The following is a 20,430-nucleotide window of genomic DNA, read 5'->3' on the forward strand; positions in this document are numbered from 1 at the left end:
CACGAGGGGAGGGGCCCGCCCGCATAAACAGGTGTCGTTGTCGTCATGCATACCGGATTTCCCGTTGATATCGTTCTTCTCGCGCTGGTCGCGGGCTTCCTCGCGCTGCGCCTGCGCAGCGTGCTGGGCCGCCGCACCGGCTTCGAGCGGCCGCCGATGGCCGAGCCCCCCGCCGGCGGCGCGGCGCGTCAGTCCGGGCCGCCGGTCATCGACGGCGTCGCCGAGCCGCCCCGCCCCGCGCGTCCGCTGCCAGCGCCGCATACGGTCGTCGGCCAGGCTCTCGCCCGCATCGCCGAGGCGGAGCGGGGTTTCGATCCGCCTCGCTTTCTCGAAATGGCCGAGGCCAGTTTCCGCCGCATCGTGCTCGCCTTCGCCGCCGGCAATGTCGCCGTGCTGCGATCGCTGCTGACGCCGTCCGTGCTGGCCACGTTCGAGCAGGCGATCGACGCGCGCAACGCGGCCGGCGAAACCCAGCACACCGAAATTCTCCGCCTCGTCGAGACCACGATCGACGAGGCCGACACCATCGGCGGCGAGGCGGTCATCGTCGTTCGCTTCGTCTCCGACCAGCAGAACTACACGCGTGACGGCCAGGGCCAGGTGATCGCCGGCACCGAGTCGATGACCGAGATCGTGGATCTCTGGACCTTCGAGAAGCAGCTCGGCGCCGCCGACCCGACATGGCGGCTCGCCGCGGCGCGTAGCGGCTGAGCCATGCGCGCCATCATGTCGCGTCATGCCCCGGCGTGCCTCGCCGCCCTCCTCCTGCTCGCCGGTTGCGCCCTGCCGCGCCCCGGCGGACCCGATACCGCCGCCGGGGGCCTGTCCCGTGTCGCCTACAGCGCGCTGCCGGGCTGGAACGTGGATGAAGCTGTCGCCGGCCTGCCGGCGTTCCAGCGTTCCTGCAAGGTGATCTCGGTCATGCCGGTCGACCAGGCGCTGGGCGGCGCCGGCCTCGCCGACACGCTCGGCGGCAAGGCCGGTGACTGGCGCGACGCCTGCGCCGCCGCCAAGTCGGTGCCGCCGGATGACGCGGCGGCGGCGCAGAGCTTCTTCCAGACCTGGCTCGTGCCCTATGCCGCCACAGGCGCCACCCGCGTCACCGGCTATTACGAGCCGGTCTATCCCGGTTCGGAAATCCGCGAACGCGGCTATGTCGTGCCGATCTATGCCCGCCCGCGCGACCTGGTCGACGCCAATCTCGCCGCCTTCCGCGACACGACGGGCAAGCGGCGCATCGTCGGCCGGCTGCGTTACGGCACCATGGTTCCCTATTACAGCCGCGCCGAGATCGAGGGCGGCGCGATTCGCCGCCTTGCCAAGGTCGTGGCCTGGGTGAAGAATCCGGTGGATGCCTACATGATCCAGCTCCAGGGCGCGGCCCGGCTGCGCCTGCCCGATGGCACGCTGATCGATCTCGGGTTCGACGGCACCAATGGCCGCGTCTACACGCCGATCGGCAAGCTGATGGTCGAGAAGGGATATCTCAAGCCGGACCAGGTCTCGATCGCCTCGATCCGCGCCTGGCTGCTCGCCCATCCCACCGCCGCGCGCGGATTGATGGACGCCAACAAGAACTACGTGTTCTTCAAGCGCATAAGCGGCGTGCCGGATGGTCTCGGCACGCCGGGCGCGCTGGGCGTGCCGCTGGCACCGCAAGGCTCGGCCGCGGTCGACGCGAAGACGATCCCGCTCGGCGCGCCCGTCTTTATCGCCACCAAGACCCTCGCGCGCCTGACCACGGCGCAGGATGTCGATGTCGGCGCCCACGGCACCTCGGCGCTGCAAGTCTTCTTCGGTCTCGGCAGCGAGGCCGCGGCGCGGGCGAGCGCCGAGGCCGAAACCGGCCGCATCTTCGTCTTCCTGCCCCGGCAGGCCGCCACATCGTCATCCGCCAAGGGAGCGTCCTCATGAGTGAAGCCGCCGCGGCGCGCCCGCGCGTCGCCCTGTTCGTCACCTGCCTCGCCGATCTCTACCGGCCGAGCGTCGGCTTCGCCGCCATCCGCCTGCTCGAGGCGGCCGGCTGCACGGTCGAGGTGCCACGGGCGCAGACCTGCTGCGGCCAGCCCGCCTACAATTCGGGCGATCATGAAACCGCCCGCGCCCTGGCCGAGGGCCTGCTCACCGCGCTCGCCGGCTACGACTATGTCGTCGCCCCCTCCGGCTCCTGCGCCGGCATGCTTCGCAAGCACATGCCCGGCCTGTTCGAGGCTGACCCCGACCTGCGCTTCAGGGCCGACGCCATCGCGGCGAAAACCTTCGAACTCACCAGCTTCCTGGTCGACGTGATGGGCTTCTCCGGCCTCGATGTCGCCCTTCCCCAGCGCGCCACCTATCACGATTCCTGCGCCGGTCTGCGCGAACTCGGCGTCAAGGAGCAGCCGCGCGCGCTGCTCTCCCGCGTCGAGGGACTTGAACTCGTCGAGATGGACACGCCCGAGGTCTGCTGCGGCTTCGGCGGCACGTTCTGCGTCAAGCACCCCGACATCTCGGCCCGCATGGTCTCCGACAAGACGGCCGATATCGCCTCCACCGGTGCGGACCTGCTGCTCGCCGGCGATCTCGGCTGCCTGCTGAACATGGCCGGCCGGCTGACCCGCGAGGGCAAGCCCGTCGCCGTGCGCCATGTCGCCGAGGTGCTCGCCGGCATGACCGGCGAGGTGCCGCCGATCGGTCGCGGCCGGGACGGGAGCGCCGCTTGAGCGAAACCGCCGCGCCGCACGGCTCTCCCGGCGAGAAGCTCCGTCTCGCCGGCCTGATCGGCGTGCTCGGTGTCGTCTATGGCGATATCGGCACCTCGCCGCTCTACGCGGTGCAGGCCTCGCTATCATATTTCCCGGGCAACAAACTTCAGGAATCCGACGTCCTCGGTCTGCTCTCGCTCATCTTCTGGGCGTTGGTCATAACCGTCACCATCAAATATGTCCTGCTGATCATGCGCGCCGACAACGAGGGTGAGGGCGGCACGCTCTCGCTGATGGCGCTCGCCCAGCGCGTCACCCAATCCGGCCGGACGAAATGGATCATCGGCATCATCGGCATCTGCGGTGCCGGCCTGTTCTTCGGCGATGCGACAATCACCCCGGCCATCTCGGTGCTTTCCGCCGTCGAGGGCATGGAGGTGGTTTCCCCGGGGCTCAAGGAATTCGTGCTTCCGATCGCCATCGCGGTCATTCTTGTGCTGTTTTTCGTCCAGCGGTTCGGCACGGCGCGGGTGGGCGGAGCGTTCGGCCCGATCATGGTGATCTGGTTCGTGGTGATCGGCGCGCTTGGTCTTCACCAGATCTTCATTCACCCGAATGTTTTGCGCGCGCTGGTTCCTGTCTACGGCGCCGCGTTCATCATGCGGCACGATCTTCTCGCCTTCGTTGCGCTCGGCTCGGTCGTCCTTGCGGTGACGGGCGCGGAAGCCCTCTACGCCGACATGGGGCATTTCGGCGCGAAGCCGATCCGCGTGTCCTGGCTGTTCTTCGTCCTGCCCTGCCTTCTGCTCAACTATTTCGGCCAGGGAGCGCTCGTCATCCGCGAACCGCACGCCGCGAGCAACCCGTTCTTCTTTCTGCTGCCGCATGCTCTGGTGGTGCCGATGGTCATATTGGCGACCGTCGCGACAGTGATCGCCAGTCAAGCCGTGATCTCCGGCGCCTATTCGGTTGCCCGGCAGAGCACCCAGCTCGGCCTGCTCCCGCGCATGCCGATCCGCTACACCAACGAGACCGAGCAGGGGCAGATCTATGTCCCGCCGGTCAACAGCTTCCTGCTCGTCATCGTCGTGCTGCTGGTGCTCGGCTTCCGCTCCTCCGCCGCGCTGGCCTCGGCCTACGGCATCGCCGTCACCGGCACCTTCCTGTCGACGAACGCGCTGGCCGCCTTCGTTTATTTCCGCCACTTCAACTGGCCGCTCCGCCGCACCGTGCTGGTCTTCGGCGCGATCGGGCTGGTCGATTTCGCCTTCTTCAGCTCCAACGTGCTGAAAGTGTTCGAGGGCGGCTGGGTGCCGCTGGCCATCGGCTTCAGCCTCATCACCATCATGACCACCTGGCGCCGCGGCCGCGCCCTGCTGCACCAGCGCTGGCAGCAGGACAGCCTGCCGCTCGCCTCCTTTCTCGGCCGGCTGCCGCAATCGCGCATCGTCCGGGTTCCCGGCGTCGCGGTCTTCCTGACCGGCAATCCCGAATACACGCCGTCGTCGCTGCTGCATAACCTCAAGCATAACAAGGTGCTGCACGAAACCGTGGTGTTCGTGACCGTGCGCAATCCCGGCGTTCCCTTCGTGGGCGATGCGCGGCGCGCCAAGATCGAGGAACTCTCCGAGGGGGTCTATCGCGTGCTGCTCTCCTTCGGGTTCATGGAAAGCCCCAACATCCCCCGCGCGCTCGACCTGCTGCGCGAGCGGGGCCTGCCCTTCAGCCCGATGCAGATCAGCTATTTCCTCGGCCGCGAAACCATCGTCGCCGCCACCGTCCCCAAGCTCGGCTTCATCCGCCGCGCGATCTTCCTGTTCATGCTGCGCAACGCGATCTCGGCCACCGAATTCTTCAAGATCCCGTCCGACCGCGTCGTGGAACTCGGCGTGCGGATCGCCATCTGAGGGACATGGCCCCCGCCATTCCCCGCGCCGTCGCCGCCGACGGCACCGAGCTGCATCTCGTGCCGCTGCCGCCGACACGGCTGCCGCGCGTGCAGAAGCGCGATCTCGAACAGGCCTGGGAAGCGGCGCACCGCGCCGCCCGCGCCGGCGCCGAGGGGCCGCGCCGCGGCTTCCGCTTCGCCGGCGGCCCCGATGTCGTGCTGCGCGATCGCGACGCCAGGGTCTGGGCCTCCTCGGTCGACCGCATTGCCGATCTCTCGACGGCGCATGGCGTCTCCGTCTGCCTGCGGCTGCTCGGCCTCGTCGCCCTGCTCGCGCAGGGAGGGTGGGCGGCGCGTTTCGTACGGCTCGACCGCGGCGCCGCCGAGCTCGACGGCGCGCTGCTCGGCGCGGCCGCCCGCACCGGCTTGACCGACACGGGCGCTCTCGACGAGAACGCCCTGCGCGCGCAACTGCTGCCGTGCCACTCCGAGGAACAATCGCCATGCCGCGCCCGATCCTGACCCTGGCCTTGTTGAGCCTGCCACTCGCCGCCTGCACCTTCGGCGCGCCGCCGCCCGCCTCGCCGGCCGAGCGGGCCGATATCGCCGCCTGCACGCGGCAGGCGAACGCCTATGACCGGATGCACGACTACGCCTATCTCTCCCGCACCGACCAGTTCGCCACCCCGTTCCAGGGCACGCCCGATGCCGCGGCGCCCTATGATCGCCTGGCCCGCATCCACGCCCGCCGCGACATGATCGCAAGCTGCGTGCGCAACGCCAACCCGGCCTATGTCGGCAGCGGCGCCGCCCTGCCGGCGCCGAAAATCATCGGCCCGTCGAGCTGAGCGCCTCGCGCCATCCGATCGGCTGATCCGGCGCTGCCCGCAGGGGCGGTTTCATCGGGCGGCGGATCGGTCTAGTCTCCCGGCCGATCCCGAACGTCGCGCCGGCGCCGCGCGGGGTGCCTTGCGCGCGCCAGCCCTGTTTCCGGCCCCCGTGCCGAAGGAGACGCGATGAAGCCGCTGGGCTATTCCATCGTCAACCGCTTCGATCCCGAAGCCCTGTTCACGCCGAAATCCGTGCTGCTTTCGGGCGCGGAGACAGCGGTCGGCCAGGCCCTCGGCGACTCGCTCGTGGCGGGCGGCTTCCCCGGCCGCATCGTCCGGCCCGGCGAGGATGAGGCGGGTGTCGATCTCGCCCTGGTCGCCGATCCGCCGGAGGCGGTTCCCGGTGTCATCGCCGGCCTCGCCGGCCGCGTCCGCGGCGCGGCGGTGGTCTATGCCGCGGTCGAAGGGCTGCGCGAGATGGCGCTCGCCGCCCGCGTGCGGGTCATCGGCCCGCGCTCCTTCGGCATCGCGGCACCCGCCGCGCGGCTCAACGCGCTGCGCAGCCACATGCCGCCGCCGCCCGGCCGCGTTGCGCTGCTCGGCCAGTCTCCGGCGCTCGCCCGCGCGGTGATCGACTGGGCGGCGCCCAACGGCATCGGCTTCTCCCATGTCGTCGGCATCGGCGGCAATGCGGATATCGGCTTCGGCCGGGTGCTGGATCATCTCTCGCGCGACCCTGGAACCGGCCCGATCCTGATGGAAATCGCCGGGCTGCGCGATCCGCGGCTGTTCCTCTCGGCCGCCCGCGCGGCGGCGCGCCTGCGCCCGATCGTCGCCATCGTCCCCGGCGCGCGGCTGGGCGATCCCAGCGGCATCGCGCTCGCCGGGTTCGAGGCCGCGCTGCGCCGCGCCGGCGTCCTGCTCACCACCAGCCTCGGCGAATTTCTCGCCGCCGCCGAAACCCTTACCCGCGCCCGCCCCGCCCAGGGCGAGCGCCTCGCCATTCTCGGCAACAGCGAGGGCGCGTGCCGCCTTGCCGCCGATACGGCGCTCGCCGCCGGGATCGGGCTTGCCGTGCTGTCGGACGAAACCCGGCGGGTTCTCGGCCTGCTGCTCGGCGACATGCCGCCTGCCTCCGGCCCGATCGCCCTGCCGGACGCGCCCGGCACCCGCCTTGCCGATGTCGCCGCCATGCTCGCCGCCTCCCCCGAGGTGGGCGGCGTGCTGGTCATTCACGCCCCGTCCGGCCCGGCGGACGATGCCGCGATCGCCGGGCTGATCGCCTGTTCGGGCAGCATCAGGGCGCCGCTGCTGGCCGCCGTGCTCGGCGAGACCACCGCCGCCCCGCAGCGCCGCCGCCTGGCCGAAGCCGGGGTCGCCGCCTTCGCCACGCCGGAACGCGCGGTAGAGGGGTTTGGCGACCTCCTCCGTTACGCCGCCATCCGCGCCGCCGCCCGCGAACTGCCGCCCTCCGCCGTGCTCGATGTCGCCCCCGACCGCGCCGCCGTCCACGCCGCCCTGTCTCTCGCCCGCAATGGCGGCCGCATCGCCCTGCCGCAGGATGCCGGCTTCGCCATCCTGCGTGCCTACGGCATCGAGACCGCCGAAACCCGCATCGTCGATGCGGCGGAGGATGTGGCGGCGGCGGCCTCGTCGATCGGCTTTCCGGTGGTGGTGAAGGTGTCCCACCCCGATCTCGCGCAGCGCCGCCCGAGGGCAGCGTCTCGCTCGACCTGCCGGATGCCGCCTCCGCCAGCGCCGCCGCCGCCCTGATCACCGCCCGCCTGCGCCGCCGGGGTGATTTCCCCGAGGGCGCGCGCTTCCTCGTCCAGCGCCAGCTCCCCCGCGCGCGCGAACTGCGCATCCTGGTCGGCGAGCAGCCCTTCGTCGGTCCCACCATCGGCTTCGGCCCCGGCGGCGGCGATGCGGCGGACGCCTCGCGCCTCGCCTTCGATCTGCCGCCGCTCAACCTGAAGCTCGCCGAGGGGCTGATCCGCCGCGCCGGCGGCAACGCGCTGCTCCGCCCCGCCCGCGGCATCGACGAGGCGGATCGCGCCGCCGTCGCCGGCGCGCTGGTCCGCATCAGCCAGCTCGTGGTCGACTGGCCGGAAATCGAGCGCCTGGAGGTCGATCCGCTTTTCGCCACCGGCGCGGGGGTGGTGGCGGCCAATGTGCGGATCACCCTGCACGCGCCCGGCGAACGCCGCGCGAAACTGCCGATCACCCCCTATCCTGCCCATCTCGCCCACGCGCTGACGCTGAAGGGGAGGGGATTCCAGATCCGCCCGATCCGCCCGGAAGACGCCGCCGCCCATCAGCGCCTGTTCTCCCGCCTCACGCCCGAGGATGTCCGCTTCCGCTTCTTCTCCGCCGTCCGCCAGCTCACCCCCGAGCAGGTGGTCCGCCTCACCGAGGTCGACTACGGCCGTGAACTCGCCCTGATCGCGGTCGAATCCTCGACCGGCGAGACGGTCGGCGTCGCCCGCCTGGTCCGCTCCGATACCGACGGCACCGAGGGCGAGTTCGCCATCCTCGTCGAGAGCGGCGCGAAGGGCGTTGGCCTCGGCTCGGTCCTGATGGGCGACCTGATCGACTGGGCGCGCGACGAGGGCGTGGTCGACTTCGTCGGCCAGGTCCTGGCCGACAACCACCCGATGCTCGCCTTCATCCGCCATCTCGGCTTCTCGATCGCCCATATCCAGGGCGAGGAGGATGTCGTTGAAGCCAGGCTGCGCCTCGTCTGACCGGGCGGGCTTGCCGCGCGCGCGCCGATCGCGTTGATGATGGCGCATGAGCGATATCGCCCGCCCCTCATCGCCGGTTTCCGGCTTCCTGTCGCGTCCGAACGCCCCGGTCCTGGTCCTGCTGTCGGTGACCGTCATCTGGGGTTGGACGTTCCTGCTCACCCGCCTGTCGCTGCCCTATATCGGGCCTTACGCCTTTGTCGGCTGGCGCTTCGGCGTCGCGGCGCTCGCCGTCGTGCTGGTCACCCGCCCGCATCCGGCGAGCTTCACCCGGCGGGAGATCACCGGCGGCGTCACCATCGGTCTCGTCCTGTTCCTGGGCTATGGCCTGCAGGCGGACGGGCTGCGCACCGTGGCGAGCGGCGAGTCCGCGTTTCTCACCGCGCTCTACGTGCCGATGGTCCCGCTGCTCGAATTCCTGATCTTCCGCCGCCGCCCGGCCTGTTCGCGATTGCCGGCCTCGCGCTCGCCTTCGCCGGCCTCGTCCTCGTCTCCGGCGTCACGGGGCTCTCGCTCGCCTTCGACCGCGGCCAGTGGCTCACCCTCGCCGGCGCGCTGGGGGCGGCCTTCGAAATCGTGCTGATCGGCCACAGCGCGCTCACCGCCGATCCGCGCCGCATCGCCATCGTCCAGCTTGTCACCGTCAGCGTGATCTCCCTCGCCGTCGAGGCGGTGCGCGGCGGCATCATGCTCACCACCCACGCCTTTCCCTTCGCGGCGATGACCGGCATGGGCCTCGCCACCGCCTTCGTCCTGGTCGCGCAGAACTGGGCGCAGCGCAGCATTCCGGCCAACCGGGCCACGCTGATCTACACGCTGGAGCCGGTCTGGGCTGGGCTCGTCGGCGCCGCCTTCGGCGAGATCTTCGCCCCGGCCCAGGTGCTCGGCGGCGCGCTGATCATCGCCAGCGTCGTGCTCAGCCAGTGGAAATCCTGAAGCAGCGCCTCTGAAGCGCAAAAACCCGGCGCCGCGCGGCGCCGGGTTTTCCGTGACGATTCCGCTTCAGCGCGTCGGCGTCGGCGGGTTGGTCGAATAATCGTAGAAGCCGCGCCCGGTCTTGCGGCCGAGCCAGCCGGCCTCGACATAGTTCACCAAGAGCGGGCAGGGGCGATACTTGTCCTCGCCGAGCCCGGCATGCAGCACGCGCATCACCTCCAGCGCGACATCGAGCCCGACCAGGTCGCACAGCGTCAGCGGCCCCATCGGGTGCCCGGCGCCGAGCTTCATGCCGTTGTCGATCGACACCACGTCGCCGATCCCCTCATGCAGCGCGAACACGGCCTCGTTGAGCATCGGCACCAGGATGCGGTTGACGATGAAGCCCGGCATGTCCTGTGCGCCGATGGTGATCTTGCCCATCCGCTTCGCCAGATCCTCGACGGCGGCAACCGTCGCATCCGCCGTCTCCAGCCCGCGTATCACCTCGACGAGCTTCATCATCGGCACCGGGTTGAAGAAATGCATGCCGACGAACCGCTCCGCGATTCCCGAGGCGCGCCCGAGCCTGGTGATCGAGATCGACGAGGTGTTCGAGGCGAGGATCGCGTGCGGCGCGAGATGCGGGATCACCTGCGCATAGACCGCGCGCTTGATCTCCTCGCGCTCCGGCACCGCCTCGATCACCATGTCGCATTTGGCAAAGGCGTCATGCGTGGTCATGGGCGAGACGCGGGCGAGCGCGGCGGCCTCCGCGGCGGCATCGATCGTGCCCTTCTGCACCTGGCGTTCCAGGTTCTTGCGCATGGTCGCCATGCTCTTGTCCAGAACCGCCTGCGCGGTGTCGACGAGCACGACATCGAGCCCGGAAAGGGCGGCGACATGCGCGATGCCGTTGCCCATCGCGCCCGCGCCGAGCACGCCGAGTGTCTTGATCTCCATCTGCATTTCCTTCCGATCGAAATAGAGGCCGGGCTAGCCGCTAGTGTCCTGAATCTGAAATCCGATGGATTTCAGATTGAAAGTGGACACTAGGAAAATCAATCATGATGTTGATAAATAAAGCCTCTTTATCCGATCAGATGACTCCATCTGATCGGATGATGCTCCATGGCCGCCCGGCGCCTTGATGTCGTTCAAACCCGCGCGTTCAGCCGAGTTCCTTCTGCAACTCCGGCAGCACGGTGAACAGGTCGCCCACCAGGCCGTAATCGGCGACCTGGAAGATCGGCGCGTCCTCGTCCTTGTTGATCGCGACGATCACCTTGGAATCCTTCATCCCCGCGAGATGCTGGATCGCGCCGGAAATGCCGACCGCCATATAGAGATCCGGCGCGACGATCTTGCCGGTCTGCCCCACCTGGTAATCGTTCGGCACGAACCCGGCATCGACCGCCGCGCGCGAGGCGCCGACCGCAGCACCCAGCCGGTCGGCGACCGGATCGAGCAGCTTGCCGAAATTCTCGCCGTTCTGCATGCCGCGCCCGCCGGAAATCACGATCCGCGCCGCCGTCAGCTCCGGCCGCTCGCTCTTGGAAAGCTCGGCGCCGACGAAGCTCGAACCGCCGGCATCCACCCCGGCCTCGATCGTCTCGATCGCCGCCGTCCCGCCTTCGGCCGGGGCCGGATCGAAACTCGCCGCCCGCACGGTGATCAGCTTCCTGGCGTCGGCGGATTTCACCGTCGCCATCGCGTTGCCGGCATAGATCGGGCGGACGAAAGTATCGGCATCCACCACACCGGCGATGTCGCTGATCGGCTGCACGTCGAGCAGGGCGGCGGCGCGCGGCATCACGTTCTTGCCGGTCGCGGTCGAGGCGGCGAGAACATGCGTGTAATTGCCGGCAAGCTTGACGATCAGCTCGGCCAGCGGCTCGGCCAGCGCGTGCGCCAGCGCCGGGCTGTCGGCGACAAGCACCTTGTCCACCCCGGCGATCGCCGCCGCTTCCGCAGCCGCGCCACCCACGCCGTCGCCGGCGACCAGCGCATGCACCGTGCCGAGCTTCGCCGCCGCCGCAACCGCGCTGCGCGCCGGCTGCTTCACATGCGCGCCATCGTGCTCGATGAGAACCAGAACCTCAGCCATGATCAGATCACCTTCGCTTCGTTGCGCAGTTTCTCGACGAGTTCGGCCACCGAGCCGACCTTCACCCCGGCCTTGCGCTGCGGCGGCTCGGCCACGTTCAGCGTGGTCAGCCGCGGTGCCGGGTCGACGCCGAGATCCTCCGGCTTCACCGTCTCGATCGGCTTCTTGCGCGCCTTCATGATGTTCGGCAGCGAGGCGTAGCGCGGCTCGTTGAGCCGCAGATCCGCCGTGACCACCGCCGGCAGCTTGAGCGCGACCGTCTCCAGCCCGCCATCCACCTCGCGCGTCACCGTCACCGTGCCATCGGCGATCGCCACCTTGCTCGCGAAGGTGCCCTGCGGCCAGCCGAGCAGGGCGGCGAGCATCTGCCCGGTGGCGTTCATGTCGTCATCAATCGCCTGCTTGCCCATGATCACGAGATCAGTCTGTTCGCGCGCGGCCAGCGCCTTGAGCATCTTCGCCACCGCGAGCGGCTGCAACTCGGCGTCGGTCTCGACCAGGATGCCGCGGTCGGCTCCCATCGCCAGCGCCGTGCGGATCGTCTCCTGGCAGGCCGTCACGCCCATCGACACCGCGACAATTTCGCTGGCGATGCCCTTTTCCTTGAGCCGCACCGCTTCCTCGACCGCGATCTCGTCGAACGGGTTCATCGACATCTTCACGCCCGCGAGTTCGACCCCGCTGCCATCCGATTTCACCCGGACCTTCACATTGTAATCAACCACACGCTTCACAGGCACCAGCAGCTTCATGGTCACTCCACAGGTTTGGCGTTTCGCGTCGCTGTCCTCTGTTGGATGATCTATGGGGCGCCGTTCGGCAAGTCAATCTTTGCGGATGCTTCCTGCCGTTTGCGTCAAGGCTTTGATTTCGGCTCGGGCGGCCCGATGCCGAACAGGTCGCGAATGAATCCCGGCGCCAGCGCCGAGACCGGGTTGACCATCACCCGTGGCGATCCGAACGGCCCGTCCACGGTGTAGCGCGCGGCGAACAGCCCGCCACCCTTCTCCGGGCTGAACAGCCGGCCGATCAGCGGAATCCGGCCGGGCAGGGTGTTCAGCGCATAGGCGGGCACGATCGTGCCTGAGAGGTCGTAGCGCTTCTGCCCGAGATCGATCCGGCCCGTGGCGGTGAACCCGAGCGAGGGCGACCATGCCCGCGCCCCGCCGAGCGACACCACCTGGCCTTTCATCGTGAACGGCGCGACCAGCCTCGTGAACGCAAGGCCGGGGCCGGACGTCGCCGCCGGCATGCCGTAAATGGTCAGCGCCTGCAGCACCTTCGCGATCACCGGCGCCTCGGTCAGCCGGAAATCGCCAATGCCGAGGCGCCCTTTCGTCAGCCCGTTTTGCCGCGTCGCGTCCAGCGTCAGCGTGCCGCGTCTCACCCCGCCGGTCACGCCCGCCGCCGCGAGCAGCGCGCCGGCATCCGGCGCGTCGAGGCGGATTCGCGTCATCCCGCCGGTGCTGCGGTAATTCAGCCGCGCGGACTTGCGCGGCGCCTGCGCCAGTGTCGCCTCCAACCCGGCGAGGCGGGCGCCGGCTCCCGTCGCGGTGATCTCCATCGCCCCCGCCAGCGGCGCCGGTGCGGCATGCAGGCGCAGATGGGCGAACCGCGCGCGCAGCTGCCAGGCCGGGCCGGGCGATGCGGGGCGCGGTGCGGGGCGCGGCGCGGGGTTGGTGGGTGCTGCGCTGGTGCCCGCCTGCGCGCGGGCGCGGGCGACCAGCCCGGCGAGATCGAGCGTTCCGCCGGCCAGCGAAACCCGCCACGGGCGGCCCGGCGCTGCCGGCGGCGTCAGCGTGCCGCTGCCCCGCAACGCGCCGAGCCGCGCCGCCTCGATGCTCAGATCACCGGCCTGCCGCACCCCGTCGAACAGCAGGCCCGGCGCCTCCAGATGCGCCGATTCCAGCCCGCCGAACGCGCCGCCGCCAAGCCCGATCCGCAGCGTTGCCCGGCCGGGCTGCCCTGCCGCCTTGCGCCAGCCAAAGACCGGCGCGGCGAGCGTCGTGCCGGTCAGGTCGGCGCCGATATCCAGCTCGCCGCCGCCCGCCCGGTCGCGATAGGTCACGGTGAGCGGTGCCGCCCCCGCCCGCCACGCCGCAACCGGCATGCCGAGCCGCGCCAGCGCCTTCCGCGTCGGGTCCGCCTGCGCGACCAGCGTGAGCGGCCCGCCCGGCAGCGCCATGGAAGCGGTGAAGCGCGTCGCGGTCGCCGCGACGCTTCCGCTGCCATGCAGCGCCAGATGGTGCGGATCGACCTCCAGCGCCGCGCTGCCGTCCTCGAGCGCGAGCCCGGCGAAGGGCAGCGGCAGATGCAGCGCCGCCAGCCCCGCCGTTGCCCTGATCGTGATATCGGCCAGGGCCAGCCGGCGGATCAGCGGCACCTTCGCCTCGATCCGCGCCGACACCCGCCCGCTCGCCTTGTCCAGCCGCAACCTGCCCGCCGCCAGCCTGAGCGGCGGGGCGCGCAGCAGCGCCAGCGCATCGGCGAGCCCGCCGGCCGCACGGGCGTCGATGATCGCCGTCTGGTCGTGCCGGCTGAGCGTGGTGATCCGCATGTGCCCGCGCAGCGCGAGATCGCCGAGCCGGCCCGCCGTCGCGTCGATGTCGAGCGCGTCATCCGCGGTGAAGTGCAGCGTTCCGGCCAGCCCCGTCATCGGCGGCGCGCCGGGGAACCAGTCGAGCCGCACATTGCGCGCGGCGAAGCTGCCGGTTGCCGCCCCCGGTGCGAGCGCGCCGGTCGCGAGATCGAACATGGCGTGGAACCGCCCATCCCGCGCCACCCCGGCGGTGATGTGCCGGGTGACGTAGCGCCGCGCATCCGCCAGCACGCCCTGCGGCCAGTCGCGCGGCAGGTCGGTGGCATCGAGGCGGTCGATCGCCGCGTCGAGCGTGGCGGGCAGGGCGCCGCGCAGCGCGATGCGGCCGTGCAGCCGCACCACCGGCCCCGCCGCGCCGCCCGCCCCGGCAAGACCGATCCGCGCGCCGCGCAGATTCACCTCGTCCCGCGTCGCTACCGCGTGGGCCTGCAGGCCGGTGAGCGGCACCTGCCCGGTTCCCGCGGCGATGCTCCCGCCGCCAGCGCTCACGCCGAGATCGAGTTCCGGCGTGCCGAACCGCCCCACCGGCCACGAGGCCGCGACCATCACCGGCAGATCGACCGCCGCGAACGGGCTGCCGGGCAGGATCAGCCGCGCCGGATCGAACGGCCCGAGCAGCGCCGTCACCCGCCCCGCGCCGGCCTCGCCGACGATCGTGAGAACCAGCGGGATCGTCTCGCCGCCATGGCGGAAATCGGCGCGCGCGGTGCCGCTCATCCGCCCGTCCTTTCGGCGGGTGAAGACCAGCGCGCCATCGTTCGCCGCAAGCCCGGGCAACGCGCCCGCCGCCTCGATGGCGACATGCGCGCCGGTGATGCGGATGCGCCGCAGATCGGCGAGATCGAGCCGGCCGGTCCGCGGCGATTGCGAAATGAGGGTCAGCAGCGCCCCGATCGCGACCGGCGGCGTCGCCAGCCCGCTCGCCGGCTGCAAGGCGGGGCGGAACACGATGGCGGGTTGATGGGCGACGATGCTGACCGGCGCGATCGCGCCGCGAATGAGCGCGGCCAGGCCGAGCCGCACCCGCAGCGTCGAGATTCGCGCCGTCACCGCCCCCGAGCGGTTGCGGATGACAATGTCGGCCAGGCGCAGGTCGATCGGCGCGCCGCCGCGCCGGAACCCTTCCCAGGCCAGCCCGGCGCGCCCCACCGTGACGGTCAGTCCCGGCTCGGCGGCGCTCACCGCCGCCCCGATCCGGGCGGCGAGCGGCGGCAGGTCCACCGGCCCCTGGCCGAGCCGCCAGGCCGCGACCCCCAGCAGCAACAGCACAACCAGCACCAGCGTGCCCGCCAGCCGCGCGCCGTGATGGCCGACATGCCCGGCGACCCGCCCGGCTTGACGCAGCCGCCGCCTCATCGAACACTCCCGGCCGCATGAACGAGTTCCTGCCGCCGGCCCCCGGATTTCCGCCGCCCGCCGATACGCGCGCCGCCGCGTCGTTCGCGGCGGACTTCGCCGCGATCGGCCCCGCCGCGCGACATTTCGCCGATGCGGCACCCGGCCGCGCCCTGCTCGACTGTCTCGGCGGCAACGCCCCGCATCTCGCCCATCTCGCCCTGCGCGAACCCGACATCCCGCCGCGCGTGCTCGCCGAGGGCGCCGGCGCCGTGATGGCCGAGGCGCTGGCCCTGCTGCGCGATGCCGACCCGCTCGCCACCCGCGCCGCGATCGGCCGTGCCCTGCGCGAGGCCAAGCGGCGTGCCGCGCTGGCCATCGCGCTGGCCGATCTCTCCGGCGCCTGGAGCGTCGAGCAGGTGACCGCCGCGCTGTCCGACCTTGCCGATGCCAGTATCGGCCTCGCGCTGCGCCATCTGCTGCGCCACCTGCACGCGCGCGGCACCATCAGCCTGCCCGATCCGGCCGATCCCGAACGGGCGAGCCGCTTCGCCGTGCTCGGCATGGGCAAGCTCGGCGCGCGCGAGTTGAACTATTCGAGCGATATCGACCTCGTGCTGCTGTTCGATCCTTCATCTTCCGTTTACCGGGACGATTCGCAATCCGCCATGGCGCGTCTCGCGCGCGATCTCGTCCCGCTGCTCACCGAGCGCGATGCGGATGGCATGGTCTTCCGCGTCGATCTGCGCCTGCGCCCCGATCCCGCCGCCACCCCGCCGGTCATAAGCCTCGCCGCCGCCCTCAGCTACTATGAAAGCCAGGGCCGCACGTGGGAGCGCGCCGCGTTTTCCAAGGCCCGGCCGGTCGCCGGCGACCGCGCGTTCGGCGCGTCCTTCCTCGAGCAGATCCGCCCCTTCATCTGGCGCCGCAATCTCGATTTCGCCGCGGTCGCCGAAATCCATGAGATGAAGCGGCGGATCGACCAGCGCCGCCGCGACGCCCCGGGCCGCATCGCCGGGCGCGACGTCAAGCTCGGCCGCGGCGGCATTCGCGAAATCGAGTTCATCGTGCAGACGCTGGAACTGGTCTGGGGCGGGCACGAGCCGGCGCTGCGCATCCCGGCCACGCTGCCGGCCCTGCGCGCGCTCGCCGCCGCTGGCCACCTGCCGCGCGCCGCCGCGCGCGACCTCGCCGCCGCCTATCGCGCGCTCCGCCAGATCGAGCACCGGCTGCAAATGGTCGAGGATCGCCAGACCCACACCCTGCCCGAGACCGAGGCCGGCCTCGCCCGCTTCGCCACCTTCATGAACATGCCGGACGCCGCGCGCTTCGCAGCTTGGCTCGATGCGCTCTGCGAGACGGTGAACGCCCTCTTCGCCGATTTCTTCGACGCCGATCCGGGCCGCGACGAGGATGGCGCGCCCGATCCCGGCGAGTCCGGCGCCGCCCCCGCCGCCTTCGCCGCGCAGGCGCGGACGCTCGGCTTCGCCGATCCGCAACATCTCGCGGTCAGGCTCCGGCTCTGGCGCAACGGCACGCTGCCGGCGCTGCGCACCGCGCGCGCCCGCGAACTGCTCGATTCCATCCTGCCGGCGCTGCTGCGCGCCCTCGGCGGCCAGCCCGATCCCGATCTCGCCTTCCGCCGGTTCGACCGGATGCTGGAACGCCAGAGCGCCGGCGTCAGCCTGCTCTCGCTGTTCCAGCACAACCCCGCGCTGCTCGACCGGCTGGCGACCGTTCTCGGCGCCGCGCCGCCGCTCGCCGATCATCTCGCCACCCATCCCGGCGCGCTCGATGCGCTGCTCGCCCCGGTCGCCCGCTTCACCCGTCCCGGCCCCGCGCTGCGCCGCCTGCTGCGCGACGCCGCCGATCTCGAAACCGCGCTCGACACGCTGCGCCGCTTCGTCCGGCGCGAGGAATTCCACCTCGCGGTCGCGACACTGGAACGCCGGATCGACGCCGATCAGGCCTCGACCTGGCGGACCGATCTCGCCGATGCCGCGCTCGCCGCCCTGCTGCCCCGGGTGATGGCCGATTTCGCCGCCCGCCACGGCCGGGTGCGGGGCGGGCGCTTCGCCATCGTCGCGCTCGGGCGGGTCGGCGCGCGCGAGATGCAGCCCGGCTCCGATCTCGACCTGATGCTGATCTACGACCACCCGCCCGAAGCCGCCGCCGCCCGCCTGCCGCCGAGCCAGTATTTCTCGCGCCTCGCGCACGCGCTGGTCGCCGCCATCACCGCTCCCGGCGCCGAGGGGGCGATCTACGCGGTCGACATGCGGCTCCGCCCGTCCGGCAACAAGGGGCCGGTCGCCGTCTCGCGCGCCGCCTTCCGCCGCTACCACGCCGAGGAAGCCTGGACCTGGGAACGCCTGGCGCTGACCCGCGCGCGTGTGCTCGCCGCCACCCGCGGTTTCGCGCCGGTGGTCGATGCCGAAATCCGCGCCGCCCTCGCGCGCGATGTCCCGCCCGCGACCACCCGCGCGGATACGGTGGCGATGCGCGCCCGCCTCGCGCGCGACGCCCCGCCCGCCGGCTCGTTCGACCTCAAGCACCGCGCCGGCGGCATGATGGAGCTCGGCTTCATCGCCGAGGCGCTGCAACTCGTCCATTTCCGCGGCCAGCCCGCGCGGTTCCGCCAGCGCACCGCCGAGGCGCTCGCGGCCCTCGAAGCCTGCGGCGCGCTCGCCCCCGACGAGGCCGGCGCGCTCGCCGCGGCCGATCGCTGGTATCGCGCCGTGCAGGCCATGCGCCGCATCACCGGCCTCGCCGATCCCCGCTCCGAATCTCCGAAATCAGCCCTGGCCCCCATTCTCGCCGCCGCCGGCGCGCTTGATTTCGACGGGATCATCGCCACGATGGAGGCGCAGGCCGCCGTCGTCCGCACGTCCTTCGTGCGCCATCTCGGCGATCCGCGCGGCATCACCAATCCACGAGGAGACACAGCATGAGCGTTGCCGAAGGCGACCACGCGCCGGATTTCACCCTGCCCGCGACCGGCGGGCGCACCGTTTCGCTGGCCGGCTACAAGGGCCGGCCCTTCATTCTCTATTTCTACCCGAAGGCCGACACGCCCGGCTGCACCAAGGAAGCCTGCGCCTTCCAGGAGGCGCTGCCGGCACTCGGCGGCATCGGCATCGACGTGATCGGCGTCTCCAAGGACAAGATGCCGGCGCTGGAGAAATTCGCCGCCAAATACGATCTCGCCTTCCCGCTGGCCTCCGACGAAGCCGGCGCCGTGGTCGAGGCCTTCGGCGCCTGGGTCGAGAAGTCGATGTATGGCCGCAAATACATGGGCATCGACCGCTCGACCTTCCTGGTCGGCGCCGATGGCCGCATCGCGAAGGCCTGGCGCGGCGTGAAAGTGCCCGGTCATGCGAAGGCGGTGATGGAGGCCGCCGCCGCCCTGCCAAAGGCATGAACCGCCCGGCGGGGGCACCGGCGCCACTGATCGTGATGCCCGGCCTGCGCCCCGCCGGATTGCGCGCCGCCAGCCCCTCCGGCATATCCGCAGCATGACATCGCACCGGCGTTATGGCCTGTTTCTCGCCCTTGCCGCCTTCGCCGCCCTCGGCACCGCCTATTTCGCCCAGGACGTGCTGCGGATGATCCCGTGCCCGCTCTGCTATATCGAGCGCTGGCCCTGGCGCATCGCCGCCGCCCTCGGGATCCTCGCGGCGATCCTGCCGCGCCTGCCGGCCCGGGTGCTGATCGGCCTCGCCGCCCTCGCGCTCTTCGTCAACGTGGCGATCGCCTTCGTCCATGTCGGCGCCGAGCAGCACTGGTGGAAGAGCCCGCTGCCGGAATGCAACGCGCCGCCGCCGTCCTTCGGCGCCAACCTGCCGCTCCGCCCCTCCGCCTCGTGCGACGCGCCGGTGTTTCTCATCCCCTTCCTGCCGGTGTCCTTCGCGACGATGGACCTGATCTGGTCGCTGGTGGTGGCGCTGGCGGCAAGCGCGCATATCTTCCGTGAGAAACGGAGCAACGCATGAGCACAGACATCGACTATCTCCCCGGCGATCGTCCGCCGCGCGCGGAAATCGCCCGCATGATCCGGGTCGACCATGCCGGCGAGTTCGGCGCCAAGCAGATCTATGCCGGCCAGCTCGCCGTGCTCGGCCGCGGCCGCCATGGCGACACGCTGCGCCACATGAAGGCGCAGGAGCAGGTCCATCTCGACACGTTCTCCCGCCTGGTCGGCGAGCGCCGGGTGCGCCCGACCGCGCTGCTGCCGCTCTGGCGCATCGCCGGCTTCGCCCTCGGCGCCGCCACCGCGGCGATGGGCCCGCGCGCCGCGATGGCCTGCACCGTCGCCGTCGAGGAAACCATCGACGCGCATTACGCCGCCCAGCGCGACCGCCTGGGCGATGCCGAGCCCGAACTTTCCGCGACGATCGAGACCTTCCGCCAGGAAGAGCTGGAACACCGCGACATCGGCCTCGCCAACGAGGCGGAGCAGGCGCCGTTCTATCGCCTGCTCTCGGGGGCGATCCGCGCCGGCTGCCGCGCCGCGATCGCGATCAGCGAACGGGTCTGATCCGCAGCGTGGCATTGCCGGCGGGGCAGGGCGGTTGGCAGCACGGCCCCGCCATCCTAAATCTGCACCCATGAGCAGCACGGAACGTTTCGAACAGGATCTGGTCGCCGCCGCCTTCGATCTCGGCGCCAGCCAGGGGTGGCGCCGGGTCACCGCCGCCGCCGCCGCCCGGCATGGCGGGCTCGATCTCGATCGCGCCCGCCGCAGTTTCGCCTGCACCGGGATGATCCTCGCCCGTTTCGGCCGGCTTGCCGACATGCACGCCCTGCACGGTGCGGCATCGGATGGCGCGGTGCGCGACCGGCTGTTCGACATCGTCATGCGCCGCATCGATTTCCTCCAGCAGCATCGCGCCGGCGTCATCGCCCTGCTGCGCCATGTCCCGACCGACCCGCTGCTCGCCTGTTGGCTCGCCCGCGCCAATCTCGCCTCGATGGGCTGGATGCTGGAAGGTGCCGGCGTCTCCGCCGCCGGGCTGCGCGGCGCCCTGCGCAAGCGCGGGCTGCTCGCCGTCTGGGCCTGGACCGTGCGAGCCTGGCTGCGTGACGACAGCGAGGATCTCTCGGCGACGATGGCCGCCCTCGACACCGCCCTGACCCGCGCCGAGCAGGCCGCCCTCCAGCTCAACGGCACCCGCCCGCTCGCCGCCGACCCCGGTGACGATGCCAGCTTCACCCCTGAGCCTGACCTTTCGGCTGACCCGGCGGAGGGCATATAAGCCCTCGCGATTCCGTGGCGCCGGGTCTAGAGTTATGGCGGCAGCGCGATCTGCCGCTCATCGATGCCCCATCTCA

Annotated in this window: 19 protein-coding genes and 1 pseudogene; 16 read left to right on the forward strand and 4 right to left on the reverse strand. The window is 71.2% G+C overall.

From position 1 onward, the window contains the following. The first annotated feature begins 45 nt into the window (after positions 1-45). The 11 genes and pseudogenes from ACIDOCELLA78_RS88930 (at position 46) to ACIDOCELLA78_RS88980 (ending at position 9,082) form a co-directional block, all read left to right on the forward strand. Entirely contained in the window at positions 46-711 is a 666-nt protein-coding gene (locus ACIDOCELLA78_RS88930; protein WP_201728690.1) for a Tim44/TimA family putative adaptor protein, read from the forward strand. A 15-nt stretch (positions 712-726) separates the two neighbouring features. Then, on the forward strand, positions 727-1,914 hold the full coding sequence (locus tag ACIDOCELLA78_RS88935; protein ID WP_249675824.1) for a murein transglycosylase A: 1,188 nt from the start codon (positions 727-729) through the stop codon (positions 1,912-1,914). Continuing rightward, positions 1,911-2,702, forward strand: a complete 792-nt coding sequence (locus tag ACIDOCELLA78_RS88940; protein WP_201728692.1) for a (Fe-S)-binding protein — start codon at positions 1,911-1,913, stop codon at positions 2,700-2,702. Before ACIDOCELLA78_RS88935 ends, ACIDOCELLA78_RS88940 begins: the two co-directional genes overlap by 4 nt. Then, entirely contained in the window at positions 2,699-4,591 is a 1,893-nt protein-coding gene (locus ACIDOCELLA78_RS88945) for a potassium transporter Kup (protein ID WP_201728693.1), read from the forward strand. The genes ACIDOCELLA78_RS88940 and ACIDOCELLA78_RS88945 overlap by 4 nt, the downstream gene beginning before the upstream one ends. Positions 4,592-4,596: 5 nt before the next feature. Beyond that, the gene (locus ACIDOCELLA78_RS88950) at positions 4,597-5,094 is read left to right on the forward strand and encodes a hypothetical protein (protein WP_201728694.1); all 498 of its coding nucleotides are present in this window, start codon (positions 4,597-4,599) and stop codon (positions 5,092-5,094) included. After that, entirely contained in the window at positions 5,076-5,420 is a 345-nt protein-coding gene (locus ACIDOCELLA78_RS88955; protein WP_201728695.1) for a hypothetical protein, read from the forward strand. Before ACIDOCELLA78_RS88950 ends, ACIDOCELLA78_RS88955 begins: the two co-directional genes overlap by 19 nt. Positions 5,421-5,588: 168 nt before the next feature. Continuing rightward, complete coding sequence (locus ACIDOCELLA78_RS88960; RefSeq protein WP_283770834.1) at positions 5,589-7,175, forward strand: acetate--CoA ligase family protein; 1,587 nt, start codon at positions 5,589-5,591, stop codon at positions 7,173-7,175. Beyond that, a pseudogene (locus ACIDOCELLA78_RS88965) lies at positions 7,175-7,528 on the forward strand (acetate--CoA ligase family protein); the annotation flags it as partial. The gene ACIDOCELLA78_RS88960 and the pseudogene ACIDOCELLA78_RS88965, both read left to right, overlap by 1 nt. Before the next feature lie 33 nt (positions 7,529-7,561). Then, on the forward strand, positions 7,562-8,146 hold the full coding sequence (locus ACIDOCELLA78_RS88970; RefSeq protein WP_249675844.1) for a GNAT family N-acetyltransferase: 585 nt from the start codon (positions 7,562-7,564) through the stop codon (positions 8,144-8,146). Positions 8,147-8,192: 46 nt separating this feature from the next. After that, on the forward strand, positions 8,193-8,729 hold the full coding sequence (locus ACIDOCELLA78_RS88975; RefSeq protein WP_249675827.1) for a DMT family transporter: 537 nt from the start codon (positions 8,193-8,195) through the stop codon (positions 8,727-8,729). After that, on the forward strand, positions 8,723-9,082 hold the full coding sequence (locus ACIDOCELLA78_RS88980; RefSeq protein WP_249675829.1) for an EamA family transporter: 360 nt from the start codon (positions 8,723-8,725) through the stop codon (positions 9,080-9,082). Before ACIDOCELLA78_RS88975 ends, ACIDOCELLA78_RS88980 begins: the two co-directional genes overlap by 7 nt. Positions 9,083-9,148: 66 nt before the next feature. On the opposite strand, the gene ACIDOCELLA78_RS88985 is transcribed toward ACIDOCELLA78_RS88980, so the two are convergent. The 4 genes from ACIDOCELLA78_RS88985 to ACIDOCELLA78_RS89000 all read right to left on the reverse strand — a co-directional run bounded on the left by ACIDOCELLA78_RS88985 (position 9,149) and on the right by ACIDOCELLA78_RS89000 (position 15,123). Next, positions 9,149-10,024, reverse strand: a complete 876-nt coding sequence (locus ACIDOCELLA78_RS88985; protein WP_201728696.1) for a 3-hydroxybutyryl-CoA dehydrogenase — start codon at positions 10,022-10,024, stop codon at positions 9,149-9,151. 208 nt (positions 10,025-10,232) lie between these two features. After that, entirely contained in the window at positions 10,233-11,168 is a 936-nt protein-coding gene (locus ACIDOCELLA78_RS88990) for an FAD-binding protein (RefSeq protein ID WP_201728697.1), read from the reverse strand. 2 nt (positions 11,169-11,170) lie between these two features. Further along, complete coding sequence (locus ACIDOCELLA78_RS88995) at positions 11,171-11,920, reverse strand: electron transfer flavoprotein subunit beta/FixA family protein (RefSeq protein WP_201728698.1); 750 nt, start codon at positions 11,918-11,920, stop codon at positions 11,171-11,173. Between the two features lie 104 nt (positions 11,921-12,024). Then, positions 12,025-15,123, reverse strand: a complete 3,099-nt coding sequence (locus ACIDOCELLA78_RS89000) for a DUF3971 domain-containing protein (RefSeq protein ID WP_201728699.1) — start codon at positions 15,121-15,123, stop codon at positions 12,025-12,027. Positions 15,124-15,140: 17 nt separating this feature from the next. Between ACIDOCELLA78_RS89000 and ACIDOCELLA78_RS89005 the strand changes: the two genes are divergently transcribed. From ACIDOCELLA78_RS89005 to ACIDOCELLA78_RS89025, 5 genes are all read left to right on the forward strand, one after another. After that, a complete protein-coding gene (locus ACIDOCELLA78_RS89005; protein ID WP_201728700.1) occupies positions 15,141-18,050 on the forward strand; it encodes a bifunctional [glutamine synthetase] adenylyltransferase/[glutamine synthetase]-adenylyl-L-tyrosine phosphorylase in 2,910 nt (969 codons plus the stop codon). Beyond that, the gene (bcp, locus tag ACIDOCELLA78_RS89010; protein ID WP_201728701.1) at positions 18,047-18,520 is read left to right on the forward strand and encodes a thioredoxin-dependent thiol peroxidase; all 474 of its coding nucleotides are present in this window, start codon (positions 18,047-18,049) and stop codon (positions 18,518-18,520) included. The genes ACIDOCELLA78_RS89005 and bcp overlap by 4 nt, the downstream gene beginning before the upstream one ends. Before the next feature lie 94 nt (positions 18,521-18,614). Beyond that, positions 18,615-19,091: a disulfide bond formation protein B gene (locus ACIDOCELLA78_RS89015; protein ID WP_201728702.1), complete on the forward strand. Its 477-nt coding sequence runs from the start codon at positions 18,615-18,617 to the stop codon at positions 19,089-19,091. After that, entirely contained in the window at positions 19,088-19,636 is a 549-nt protein-coding gene (locus ACIDOCELLA78_RS89020; protein WP_201728703.1) for a demethoxyubiquinone hydroxylase family protein, read from the forward strand. Before ACIDOCELLA78_RS89015 ends, ACIDOCELLA78_RS89020 begins: the two co-directional genes overlap by 4 nt. Positions 19,637-19,706: 70 nt before the next feature. Then, positions 19,707-20,354 carry a TetR family transcriptional regulator gene (locus ACIDOCELLA78_RS89025; protein WP_201728704.1) on the forward strand — a complete coding sequence of 216 codons (648 nt, stop codon included), beginning with the start codon at positions 19,707-19,709 and terminating at the stop codon, positions 20,352-20,354. Positions 20,355-20,430: the final 76 nt, after the last annotated feature.

This window comes from Acidocella sp. C78, from assembly GCF_907164655.1.